Origin of the sequence: Lachnoclostridium edouardi, from assembly GCF_900240245.1 — a bacterium.
GTDB lineage: Bacteria > Bacillota > Clostridia > Lachnospirales > Lachnospiraceae > Lachnoclostridium_A > Lachnoclostridium_A edouardi.
Window position 1 is genome coordinate 529,643 of record NZ_OESQ01000001.1, and the last position, 11,950, is coordinate 541,592.

The 11,950-nt window shown below is 41.7% G+C and carries 14 protein-coding genes and 1 riboswitch; of the genes, 1 reads left to right on the plus strand and 13 read right to left on the minus strand.

The genetic code is table 11. From position 1 onward, the window contains the following. Window positions 1-11: 11 nt before the first annotated feature. From C1A07_RS02435 to C1A07_RS16840, 4 genes are all read right to left on the minus strand, one after another. A complete protein-coding gene (locus tag C1A07_RS02435) occupies window positions 12-848 on the minus strand; it encodes an Mrp/NBP35 family ATP-binding protein (protein WP_101875694.1) in 837 nt (278 codons plus the stop codon). Between the two features lie 13 nt (window positions 849-861). Further along, window positions 862-1,428 carry a folate family ECF transporter S component gene (locus C1A07_RS02440; RefSeq protein WP_101875695.1) on the minus strand — a complete coding sequence of 189 codons (567 nt, stop codon included), beginning with the start codon at window positions 1,426-1,428 and terminating at the stop codon, window positions 862-864. Window positions 1,429-1,483: 55 nt separating this feature from the next. After that, a riboswitch (THF riboswitch) is annotated at window positions 1,484-1,582 on the minus strand. A 123-nt stretch (window positions 1,583-1,705) separates the two neighbouring features. Continuing rightward, a complete protein-coding gene (locus C1A07_RS02445; protein ID WP_101875696.1) occupies window positions 1,706-1,981 on the minus strand; it encodes an HPr family phosphocarrier protein in 276 nt (91 codons plus the stop codon). 88 nt (window positions 1,982-2,069) lie between these two features. Then, window positions 2,070-2,150: an epoxyqueuosine reductase QueH gene (locus tag C1A07_RS16840; RefSeq protein WP_278321075.1), complete on the minus strand. Its 81-nt coding sequence runs from the start codon at window positions 2,148-2,150 to the stop codon at window positions 2,070-2,072. 169 nt (window positions 2,151-2,319) lie between these two features. On the opposite strand from C1A07_RS16840, the gene C1A07_RS02455 reads away from it, so the two are divergent. Next, window positions 2,320-3,996 carry an IS1634 family transposase gene (locus C1A07_RS02455; RefSeq protein ID WP_101875697.1) on the plus strand — a complete coding sequence of 559 codons (1,677 nt, stop codon included), beginning with the start codon at window positions 2,320-2,322 and terminating at the stop codon, window positions 3,994-3,996. A gap of 266 nt (window positions 3,997-4,262) precedes the next feature. Here the strand turns inward: C1A07_RS02455 and C1A07_RS02460 are convergent, their stop codons facing one another. The 9 genes from C1A07_RS02460 to C1A07_RS02500 all read right to left on the minus strand — a co-directional run bounded on the left by C1A07_RS02460 (window position 4,263) and on the right by C1A07_RS02500 (window position 11,945). Continuing rightward, on the minus strand, window positions 4,263-4,889 hold the full coding sequence (locus C1A07_RS02460; RefSeq protein WP_101875698.1) for an epoxyqueuosine reductase QueH: 627 nt from the start codon (window positions 4,887-4,889) through the stop codon (window positions 4,263-4,265). A 93-nt stretch (window positions 4,890-4,982) separates the two neighbouring features. After that, window positions 4,983-6,122, minus strand: a complete 1,140-nt coding sequence (gene rpoD / locus C1A07_RS02465; RefSeq protein ID WP_101875699.1) for an RNA polymerase sigma factor RpoD — start codon at window positions 6,120-6,122, stop codon at window positions 4,983-4,985. A gap of 74 nt (window positions 6,123-6,196) precedes the next feature. Further along, the gene (locus tag C1A07_RS02470; RefSeq protein WP_101875700.1) at window positions 6,197-7,102 is read right to left on the minus strand and encodes a diacylglycerol/lipid kinase family protein; all 906 of its coding nucleotides are present in this window, start codon (window positions 7,100-7,102) and stop codon (window positions 6,197-6,199) included. A gap of 14 nt (window positions 7,103-7,116) precedes the next feature. Next, window positions 7,117-8,229 carry an A/G-specific adenine glycosylase gene (mutY, locus tag C1A07_RS02475; protein ID WP_101875701.1) on the minus strand — a complete coding sequence of 371 codons (1,113 nt, stop codon included), beginning with the start codon at window positions 8,227-8,229 and terminating at the stop codon, window positions 7,117-7,119. Continuing rightward, entirely contained in the window at window positions 8,216-9,196 is a 981-nt protein-coding gene (locus C1A07_RS02480) for a biotin--[acetyl-CoA-carboxylase] ligase (RefSeq protein WP_101875702.1), read from the minus strand. The genes mutY and C1A07_RS02480 overlap by 14 nt, the downstream gene beginning before the upstream one ends. Window positions 9,197-9,199: 3 nt before the next feature. Continuing rightward, window positions 9,200-9,505: a DUF6637 family protein gene (locus C1A07_RS02485; RefSeq protein WP_101875703.1), complete on the minus strand. Its 306-nt coding sequence runs from the start codon at window positions 9,503-9,505 to the stop codon at window positions 9,200-9,202. Continuing rightward, window positions 9,498-10,445 (minus strand): ornithine carbamoyltransferase, encoded by a 948-nt coding sequence (gene argF, locus C1A07_RS02490; RefSeq protein ID WP_101875704.1) that lies wholly within the window; start codon window positions 10,443-10,445, stop codon window positions 9,498-9,500. Before argF ends, C1A07_RS02485 begins: the two co-directional genes overlap by 8 nt. A gap of 113 nt (window positions 10,446-10,558) precedes the next feature. After that, complete coding sequence (locus C1A07_RS02495; protein ID WP_101875705.1) at window positions 10,559-11,503, minus strand: SPFH domain-containing protein; 945 nt, start codon at window positions 11,501-11,503, stop codon at window positions 10,559-10,561. A gap of 1 nt (window position 11,504) precedes the next feature. Beyond that, the gene (locus C1A07_RS02500) at window positions 11,505-11,945 is read right to left on the minus strand and encodes an NfeD family protein (protein ID WP_101875706.1); all 441 of its coding nucleotides are present in this window, start codon (window positions 11,943-11,945) and stop codon (window positions 11,505-11,507) included. Window positions 11,946-11,950 lie beyond the last annotated feature (5 nt).

The following is an 11,950-nucleotide window of genomic DNA, read 5'->3' on the forward strand; positions in this document are numbered from 1 at the left end:
CTCACTCTTTCTTATAAGTCTTCAATCGCCTTAGCTGCCTGCTCCATCCATGGTGAGTCCACATATTCTACAGTTCCTTCGTCCACAGCGCCTGCAATTTCAGGCTTAATGGGAATCCGGGCCAATACAGGGATTCCATGCTCCTCTGCCACCTGATCAATGTGGCTTTCACCAAATACAGAAATCTTCTTTCCGCAGTCTGGACATTCCAGGTAGCTCATATTCTCTACCAGTCCAATAATCGGAATATTCATTTTCTCCGCCATGTTTACAGCCTTAGCCACAATCATTGACACCAGCTCCTGAGGGGATGTAACAATTACAATCCCGTTCACCGGAAGAGACTGAAATACTGTCAGGGGAACATCTCCTGTGCCTGGCGGCATGTCCACAAACATATAATCCACGTCCTGCCATAAAGCTTCCTGCCAGAACTGCTTCACCGCCCCTGCGATTACAGGTCCTCTCCAGATGACAGGATCTGTATCATTATCCAGCAAAAGGTTGGCAGACATTACCTCTATGCCTGTAGCTGTGGTAGCTGGAATCATTAAATTTTCTTTTGTCATGCCAATACCCTGGTTTGTCAGACCAAATGCCTTTGGAATAGACGGGCCGGTAATATCTGCGTCTAAAATAGCAGTTTTATACCCTTTATTTCTCATTTTCACTGCCAGCATAGAAGTTACTAAAGATTTACCTACGCCTCCCTTTCCGCTGACAATTCCAATTACTTTTTTTACTGTGCTTGCAGGATTCAACGGCTCTAAAAAGCTTGTCTGCTCCTGAGTTCTGCTGCTACAGCTTTCTCCACAGCTGCTGCAGTCATGTGTACAAGTTTCACTCATTTTGTTCCTCCTTTTACTGCCTGGCCTTTTTCGCCTCTGGCCTGCTCCCGCTTTTAATCAGCCTGAACACACCGGAAGCCTCCAAAGATTTCCATGAAGTATAAAATATCATAGAATTTATGGGCCACATAATCAGATTTTTCTGAATTCTAAAAGATAAAAGAGCAATAAACCCCTCTCCATACATCATGGACAGCCACAGCGTGCCCAGCAGTATATTACATACTAAACTAGCTGTAAATTCCGCTCCTATGACTCTTAAAAGAGTGATAGGTTTTTTGTAAAAAAAGCAGCCGTAAATCACGCCTCCCACCATAGCCCCCAAAGTAAAGCCTGGGAAGTAGGCCCCTGTAGGCTTGATGATATACTTTAAAATGTCCAGCACGCCGCCGAATAAAGCCCCTGAAACAGGGCCGAACATATAGTATACAAACTGGTTCACAATGGTGGAAAAGCCAATTTTTAAATAATTTCCTATCTGTATGGTGAAATAACCCATTATTACAGATAAGGCGGCAAACATGGCTGCTGTGGTAATGTTTTTTACCTGTTTGAATTCATTTAATGATTCTTTAAACATAAAATTACCTCCTTTGCAGACCTCACCTCTACAAGCGGAGATAATTTCTCCTTATTGCAGCGGGATGCGGCCTATGTACCGCAAGATTTCTCTTTTCGTCTGACTGTCAACTCCCTGTACAGCCGGCACTTAACGCACATAAACCTACTCTGCTTTATTAAATTTTTAGCATTCCGTTCCAGTATAACATATTTTTTTTGTTTTTTAAAGGGAGATTTCCACAAAAAAATCCCCAGGTTTGAAAGTATTTCCCGCTTCCAGACCCAGGGTATGTATTTTACTCCTTAATACCTTCTCCTAAACCGCTTTCTATTGCCTGAGAAATACCTTCTAATGCCTCCTTCTCGTCAATACCGCTGCAGATCAGGCGAATTTCAGTACCTGCTTTTATTCCGGCGCCCATTACATTTAACACGCTTTTTGCTACGACTTTCTTTTCTCCGCATTCTATAATAATGTCGCTTTTATATCTCATAGCCGTCTGAGATAAGAATCCTGCCGGACGAAGATGAAGGCCGGAGGGATTTACTACTGTCAAATTCCTTGTTAACATAACATACCCCCTTTTTGATACAGAATTGTCATTTACTTATAAAAATTTTATTACAAATCCCCTGTATTGTCAACAATAAAACAGCTCCTTAAAGGTTCTTGGTCCGCTCTGCCTTAGAATATACGCAGCCACAGTAATCCTGTCTGTACAAGTGGTATTCCTTAGACAATTCCCGTCTTTAGAAGTTAGCACTAGAAATCTTTAGGAGTATTTTCTGCTCTGAAGCCTCACAAATGCCTTTAAATAAGGCTTTTTTTATTGCAAAAAAACTTTTCAAAATTCTTTTTTTGCGATATACTAATAGTGTTAGTGGTGCTATCTTTTTGAGGAGGGATTCTATGGCATATTTTTTAAAAAAGACAACTTTAAAAGGCAGAACTTATCTTGCGATTTATGACAGTTTTTATAATCAGGAAAAAAAGGGGGCAGCTCACAAATGCTACAAATCCCTTGGCTCTGTAGAAACACTGAAAAAGAACGGCATGGAAGATCCAATCTCTTTTTACCAACAAGAAGTAGCTCTCTTAAACCAGCAACGAAAAGAAGAAGGTGTCCGCAAAATTTCTGACATTTCTCCAACTCTTTATCTTGGATACTTTCCACTGAAAGCAATCCTTGAGAAATTAGAAATCCAAAAGTATGTGAATTATTTTCATCTTACATATGATTTTCAGTTCGATCTTTATGAATTGATTTCTACATTAGTCTACGCAAGAGGTGTATGCCCATGCAGTAAAAACAGGACATTCCACGATGTGCTTCCCAATCTGTACCATTCGTCGCATTATTCCTATGATCAGCTTCTTGATGGTCTTGCCTTTTTGGGAGAAAACTATGAAAAGTTTATCGAGATCTTTACTGTACAAACTGCGGCTGTTTATGGACTGGATACTTCAAACTCTTACTTTGATTGTACGAATTTCTATTTTGAAATAGACAGGGAGGATGATTTCAGAAAAAAAGGACCGAGCAAAGAAAACAAAAAGGAACCCATCATCGGTCTTGGGCTCCTTTTGGATCGGAACCAGATTCCGGTCGGTATGAAGATGTATCCGGGAAATGAGTCAGAAAAACCCATTCTACGTGATGTGATTGATGGACTTAAAAATAGGAACAATATCATGGGAAAAACCATCCATGTCGCAGACAAAGGACTTAATTGTGCACAAAACATTGCGTTTTCAAAACAGAATGGAGATGGTTATCTGTTTTCAAAATCTGTAAAAACCTTGCCTTCGACAGAAAAAACCTGGGTATTATTAGAACAGGATTACAAAGATGTCAAAGATAAAAGCGGAAAACTTTTATACCGCTATAAAAGCTGTATTGATACTTTTCCTTATTCCATAGAGTATAACGGAAAAAAACAGACCATTATGCTTACAGAGAAACGCCTGGTTACCTACAATCCTTCCCTTGCTGCAAAAAAAAGATATGAAATAAACCGCCTTGTAGAAAAAGCAAAAGCACTTACCCTGTCACAAGCCAAAAGGAATGACTTTGGAGAAGCAGGAAAATATGTGGATTTCACAGATAAAACAGGAAATAAAGCAAAAACAAGGATTAATCAGGCTGCCATCGATAAGGACCTCGAACTTGCCGGATACAATCTTCTGGTCACATCCGAAACCCAGATGACAGATCAGGATATTTACTGTACTTACCATAATCTGTGGAGAATTGAAGAATCCTTTAAGATTATGAAATCAGACCTGGATGCACGGCCGGTATTTCTTCAAAAAGAAAATACGATTAAAGGCCACTTTTTGATTTGCTATTTAACAGTTCTCTTAGAGAGGATTTTTCAATTTAAGATACTGGATGAAAAATATTCAACTTCAGATATATTTAGATTCATTAAAGATTTCAGGGTAACAAAAGGCGAACATAAATATATAAACACCACAAGGGATTGTACTTTTATAAATGACCTAGCTGATAAATTTCATCTTCCTTTAACGAATTACTTTCTATCTGAAACTCAAATAAACACCATTTTTAATTATAAACTATAATAACAAACACAGAAGGACTGCCGCTAGCAGTCCTTCTAAACCTTAAAGTTTGCACTATTTTTTAATCTCTGATACCAAAGTCAGGTNTACTTTCTATCTGAAACTCAAATAAACACCATTTTTAATTATAAACTATAATAACAAACACAGAAGGACTGCCGCTAGCAGTCCTTCTAAACCTTAAAGTTTGCACTATTTTTTAATCTCTGATACCAAAGTCAGGTTTTATTACAAATCCCCTGTATTGTCAACAATAAAACAGCTCCTTAAAGGTTCTTGGTCCGCTCTGCCTTAGAATATACGCAGCCACAGTAATCCTGTCTGTACAAGTGGTATTCCTTAGACAATTCCACAGATCTTTTATATCCGTTTTTCTTTTTAAAATCAGAGGGCAGCCAAAGCGCTCCCCACTCTTTTCCAACTTTCTCTCCTATTTCATTTAGCTTTCCTGCATTTTTTAAAGGGCTGATAGATAAGGTAGTTGCAAAATAATCATATCCGCCTCTTACTGCCTCCTGAGCAGTTTTTCTCAGACGCATTTCATAGCATAAAAAGCATCTTTCTCCCCCTTCCGGCTCCTTTTCTAAGCCTTTTGCCATCTGGAAAAACTCCTCCGGCTTGTATTCCCCCTCCAAAAGCTTTACGTTTCCAGGCAAATTCATTTTGTGAATAAGGTTTTCCTGTTCCCTTACCCGCTTTTCATATTCTTCAGGAGGAAAAATATTAGGGTTAAAATAGTATATAGTAATTTGAAAATATTTTGATAAATATTCCATAACGTAGCTGCTGCAAGGAGCACAGCAGCTGTGAAGCAAAAGCTTTGGCATTTTTTCTTCCTGCATGTTTTTTTCTATCAGCTTTTCCAAATCCTTTTGATAATTTCTCACTGTCATCTCATGCTCCTTTCTAATTTATACAGAAAAGAGACGCCGCGGGTAAAACAGCCTTAGCCGCTTTTCCTTACAGCGCCCCTTCCTTCTATTCTGCTACAGGAAATCCCTGATTCTTTTACTTCTTACAGGATTTCTCAATTTGCGCAATGCCTTTGCCTCAATCTGGCGTATACGCTCACGGGTTACATTAAATTCTTTTCCAACCTCTTCCAATGTTCTTGGATGACCGTCCTCTAAACCAAAGCGCAAAACAATTACCTGGCGCTCTCTTTCCTTTAAGTCTCCCAGAAGAGTGTCAATGTGCTCCCTAAGCATAACTGATTCCACATTTCCCTCAGGCGTCACCACATTGCTGTCAGCCACAAAATCCCCTAAATTGGAATCATCCTCCTCGCCAATAGGCGTCTCTAAGGATGCTGGCTCTCTTGCAATCTGCATAATTTCCATAACCTTATCTTCTGTCATATCAAGAGCCTGAGCCAGCTCTGTAACAGACGGCTCATATCCCAGCTCCAAAGTCAGCTTTCTCTGCATCTTGGACATTTTATTAATTGTCTCTACCATATGCACAGGAACGCGGATTGTCCTGGCCTGGTCTGCCAGGGCTCTTGTCACTGACTGGCGAATCCACCAGGTAGCATATGTACTCAGCTTATAGCCTTTCGTATAATCAAATTTTTCTACTCCCTTAATCAGCCCCAGATTTCCTTCCTGCACTAAATCCAGAAAACTCATGCCTCTGCCGGTATACCGTTTTGCAATGCTGACCACCAGCCTTAAATTGGCTTCAATTAAACGTTCCTTAGCATACTCATCGCCTTCTGTTTTTCGCTTTGCCAGATCTAATTCTTCTTCTGCAGACAGCAGCGGCACAGTTCCGATTTCCTTTAAATACATCCGGACCGGATCTTCTGTTCCAATACCTTCCAGCAAATCAATAGCATCCAGGTCAATGTCCTCTTCTGTATCGGCATCCTTCATAAAGTTGTCGTCTACATCATCATCCAAAAGCAAAGGTTCTGCAGCCAGCACGGCCTCGTCAATTACCGGAACCACATCAATATTGTGATTCTCCAGGTAAGTATAAATATGATCCATTTGCTCTGGGTTCAGATTTTCACCGATGAAAAAGTCATTAATCTCCGTCACGTCAAGGGAATTGTGCTTTGTCTTAGCAAGTTCCACTAACTTATGCAATTTTTCTACAAAACCGTCTTTGTTTTCTTTTCCCACTCAATAACGTCCTTTCGCATAGAGGTTACACATCGTCCCATTATATAACACAAATTTACATATTTCAACATATTTTATTGCTTTTTCATCAAATTTTTACGAATTTCTACTTTTTCCCGAAGGTTTTCAATTACCACCTTTGAACGGCTTCCGCCAAACTCTCCATCCAGCACCCAGTCCACCTCTTCTTCACACTGAATTTCCAATTTTCTGGCCTGAAACCTGTGAACAAATTCTGCTTCCTTATCATCTTTTAGCAAAAGGTATGTGACAATATTGCTGAACTCTAAAGGCGTCTTAGGCCTGGGAATAAACAAGCACTCAAAATACCCGTCGTTTAACGCCACATCCCCCTTAATCAATCCCTTAAAGCCGGCTACGCTGATTGTATTTGTCACCATCCCGAAAATAAAATCATCTTCTACCACATGATCCTCCCATGTGATTTTCATGTGATAGCTTTTCAGTCCTGTTAAATGGCGCACAGCCTCCATAATATAAGCCTGATGGCCTAAGGCGTTCTTTTTATCCTGAGGCGTTAAATAGGAAACCTCTGTAAACGCCCCAAAGCCTGCTATATAAATAAAATATTTTTCTCCGCAGAAATAACCTACGTCCACCTTTGTTCCTACGCCTAAAACGGCGATCTGAGCCGCCTGCATCATCTGCCTTGGCAGGTTAAGGCTGGAGGCATAATCGTTGGTGGAGCCTGCAGGAATATATCCAAGAGGCGGCGGAGTCTTTAATTTCATCAGCCCGCATACTGCCTCGTTTAAAGTACCGTCTCCCCCACTGCAAATAATTAACTGCTTCTTGTCTCCTTTTTTGACAACAATATTTCTGGCGTCCAAAGGCTTTTGAGTAATAAAGATCTCTACTTCATATCCGCATTTTATAAATAAATCTAATATATCCAGAAGTTTATTTTTAATCCGCCCTTTTCCTGAACGGGGATTTACTACAAACAGCAGTTTTTTCATTTAACCACCTTCTATTATTTCCACTGAATTAGTTTTCTGTAGGCTTTAAAGGCGTTGGGCAATGGGTATTCTCCCTCCAGCTGCTTTTCCTTTACGGGAATATAGCTTTCCTGCAGCTTTCCAAAAGCCTTCAGTCTAAAGCCATTCATATGCCATTCTACATGAGTAAATATATGTTTGGCAGCCGGCAGCCTTTCTAATACTTCATAATTTTCCAGTCCAAAGGCCTCTCCCAAATCTTTTTCCTGCAAGTCTCCTTCTGCGTTAGGCAGCTCGTAAAGGCCGGCTAAAAGCCCCTGATCTTCTCGTTTTCTTATAAGGATACCCTGATTAGTTTCAATGATACACACAGTAAGCTGAACTATTTTTCTTTCCTTTTTTCCTGATTTTACAGGCAATTCCCCTGTCAGGCCCTTTATTCTAGCCAAACACAGGGATGCCAGAGGACAGATATTGCAGTGAGGACTGCCGTTTGGCACGCACACTAAGGCCCCTATTTCAATAAGAGCCTGATTATAACTTCCCGGATCTGTTTTAGGAATTACTTTGCCAATCAAAGCCTCCATTTTATTTTTGGCAGACTGCTTTGTTATGTCCTCATAGCTGGCGGTTACTCTGGAAACTACTCTCAGCACATTGCCGTCCACAGCGGGAGCCGGTATTCCGTATGCAATGGAAGCCACGGCCCCTGCCGTGTAGCTGCCTATTCCCGGCAGTTTTTTTAGTTTTTCCAAAGAAGGCGGCAGCTGTCCGTCATATAACCCGTCTATTTCTATGGCCGCCTTTTTCAGATTTCTGGCTCTGCTGTAATATCCAAGTCCCTCCCACAGCTTCATAAGCCTGTCGGCCTCCACCTGGGCCAGGGCTTTTACTGTGGGAAGCTCACTTATAAATCTTTCAAAATACGGCTTGACTGCCTCCACCCTTGTCTGCTGAAGCATGATCTCAGAGATCCAGACTCTGTATGCTTCCGGCTTCTTTCTCCAGGGCAGCTCTCTGGCATTCTCTTTATACCAGGCCATTAAAGGCTTTTCTGCCGCCTTCAATCTGTCCTCAGGCGTAAAGAATTGGCCGGGGCGCTCCAAAACCTGCAGCCTGTCATAATAATTTTCTTTAAACATATCCATAAATTCCCCGGACAGAAACCTCTCCCGACATAACCTTTTTCACAGAGCCGTCCTCCGTCTTTACAAGAAGCTCTCCGTTGCTTTCAATTCCTAAGGCTTCCCCGGTGTACTGACCTTTTGGCGCCAGGACTAAAACCTGCCGTCCCCTATTTACCAGCCGGCTGTTATACTCTTCAGCTAAAAGGGAAAGATCTCCTGTTTTTTCATATTGTGCATAATACTTTTCAAAAGCCGCCAAAACCTTAGCCGTTAAATGGCTTCTGGATATTTGTCTGCCTGTCTCTATTGTAAGAGATGTAGCCGTTTGGCTGATTTCTGAAGGAAAGCTTGTCTGATTTACGTTAATCCCGATTCCCACCACTACATAGTGAATTAAATCTATTTCAGCGCTCATCTCCGTCAAAATGCCGCATACCTTTTTTCCCTTTACCACCACGTCGTTAGGCCATTTAATTACGGCATCAGCTTCCGACTCCTGGCGTATGGCCTCCGCCACTGCCATAGCTGCCACTAAAGTTACCATGGAAGCGCTGGAGGGCATAATCTGAGGGCGCAGCACAAGGCTCATATAAATAGCAGTTCCCTCCGGGGATGTCCACATTCTCCCCCTTCTGCCTTTTCCTGCTGTCTGCAGCCCGGCTACAACTAACGTCCCGTGAGGACAGCCTTCCTCCGCCAGAACCTTTCCCCTGTCGTTAGTAGAATCTGTAACATCATAATAATATAATGTTTTTCCGGCCCATTGACCTTCCACAGCACATTCTAAGGAAGCCTGTGTAAAAACATCTCCCTCTTCTACAAGACGGTATCCCTTGTTTCTCACCGCCTCAATCTTATATCCTTCCTCCTTCAGCTGGTTTATCACTTTCCACACAGCTGTTCTGGAAACCTGCAGCCTTTGGCACAGTTCCTGCCCAGATATATAATCTTGTGATTCTTTTAATAATCTGATAATTTCAGTCTTCATTTTCTACCCCCAGATGCTGATTACGCTGACAATACTTACTGCCAGCAAAATGCCGCCTAATAAAATCTGTGCAAATCCGCCTCTGCAGGCCTTTTTATTATGTCCGCCTTCTTTCACCCGGTATACTCCGTAAATCAGGTTTAAAACCGCCCCCAGAAGAAAAATAATCGGAAACATAATCATATGATCCTCTGGGTTTAAAAATGAAATAACTGCCAGAACTACAATCACTGCCCCAATAATTATGTGCAGCAAATCCAGAAAAAGCGCTATACTGCCAGGGCCTTTTCTTCTGTCTCTGTTATACATTTTCTGTATCTCCTAATGTTGCTACCATAACTGCCTTTATTGTATGCATTCTGTTTTCTGCTTCGTCAAAAACAACAGAGGCAGCAGATTCAAACACGTCCTCTGTTACTTCATTTCCCTTTACTGCAGGCAGACAATGCATAAAAATAGTTGTATCCTTACCAGTGGAAGCCATCATGGCGCTGTTTACCTGATAAGGCTTCAGCAAAGCTACTCTCTCCGCAGCCTTGTCCTCCTCGCCCATGGAGCACCAAACGTCTGTGTAAATAACGTCTGCTCCATGAACATCCTTCACATCATCGCTTAAAGTTACGCTGGCGCCTGACTTTTCTCCATATCCTCTGCACAAGGCGGTCAGCTCCTCCTTAGGCCATAAACACTTAGGAGCTAAAATTGTAAAATTGATTCCCACTTTGCTGCAGCCGATCATTAAACTGTTGGCCATATTATTTCTGCCATCGCCGGCATATACAAAATTTAAGCCTTTTAAATATCCAAAATGCTCTTTCATAGTCAAAAGATCCGCTAAAATCTGGGTGGGATGATAGTCGTCAGTTAAGCCGTTCCACACCGGCACTCCTGCATATTTTGCCAGGGCCTCCACAGTGCTGTGCTTAAATCCTCTGAATTCAATTCCGTCAAACATTCTTCCCAGCACCCGGGCAGTATCCTCCACGCTTTCCTTATGTCCCAGCTGAATATCATCCTTGCCTAAATACTCTGGATGGGCCCCCTCGTCTACACAGCCTACCACAAAAGCGCATCTTGTTCTGGTAGACGGTTTTTCAAAGATTAAAGCAATGTTTTTTCCTTTTAAAGAATTGCCGGTAATTCCCTTCTTTTTATCTGCCTTTAACTTTCCGGCCAAATCCACTAAATATTCAATCTCCTCAGGAGCATAGTCTTTTAATGTAATGAAATTTCTGCCTTTCAGGTTCATAATACTTCCTCCTCATACATGTATTTTAAATAATTATTCATAGTATATCCAGTTTTTCCAGGATTTGCAAGTATATTTATACATTCTTCTGTATCTTTACAAAGCTCTTTCCTTTACTGCTCCTGGTCTTTTCCGCTTATTTCAGAAAGACTTTTCACCAGCCCTGCAATCCCCTGTATGTCGGAAGGAATAATAATTTTTGTAGCCTTTCCATCAGCCGCCTTTGCAAAGGCCTCCAGGCTTTTCAGCTGAATCACAGCCTGATCTGCCCCTGCCTCACGGATCATTCTGATTCCTTCTGCATTGGCCTGCTGTACCTTCATAATAGCCTCAGCCTGACCCTCTGCCTCTTTAATCCGTTTTTCCTTTTCTGCCTCGGCATGGAGAATTGCAGCCTGCTTATCTGCCTCAGCGTCTAAAATTGCAGACTCCTTCTTGCCTTCTGCCACTAAAATAGTAGATTTCTTTTCTCCCTCTGCTCTTAAAATAGCCTCACGTCTTTCACGCTCTGCCTTCATCTGCTTCTCCATAGCGTCCTGAATCGCTGCAGGAGGTATAATGTTTTTAAGCTCCACTCTGTTTACTTTTATTCCCCAGGGATCTGTGGCAATATCCAGGGAGGCTCTCATTTTTGTATTAATAGTTTCTCTGGAGGTTAAGGTCTGGTCCAGCTCCAAATCTCCAATAATGTTTCTCAATGTAGTAGCCGTCAGATTTTCAATAGCCATAATAGGATTTTCTACCCCGTAAACAAACAGCTTAGGATCTGTAATCTGGAAAAATACTACAGTGTCAATACGCATTGTAACATTGTCTTTTGTAATTACAGGCTGAGGCTCAAAATCCACTACCTGCTCCTTCATTGTCACCCTTTTTGCCACCCTGTCAATAAAAGGCACTTTAAAGTGAATGCCTACGGACCAGGTCGCCAAATATCCTCCCAGTCTTTCCACTACTACCGCCTGCGCCTGAGGCACAATTTTAATACAGGAAATTAAAAGCAGCAGTACAATTACAAAAATCGCCATCATACTGTAAAATCCCAAAAAAGCTCCCATTTTATTTCTCCTCCTTTAATTCTTTTACTATCAGTTTCACGCCCTGAATTTTATCTATAACAACAGTTTCTCCCGGCTGAAAACGTTTATTCTGCTCCAAGGCTCTGGCCATCCACTCCTGGCCGTTTACCACAGCTGCTCCGCTGCCTTCATCATTATCAATAAGAACTGTTACCCTTGCTTTTTTCCCAACTAAGCTGTCTACATTTGTCCGCGTCACTGACCTGTTTAAATATTTGGAGACAAATGGCCTGGTACAAAGCAGCAGTATAAAAGACACTGCCACAAAGGCTCCCAGCTGAATTTCAACTGAAAATCCGGCGAGAGACAGAAGAAAACCAGCTAAAGCTCCTCCGGCAAACCAGATTGTAGTTAAAGCTAATGTAACTGTCTCAATTCCCACAAATACTACAAAAGCAATCAGCCAATAAATGGTAGTCACACCTT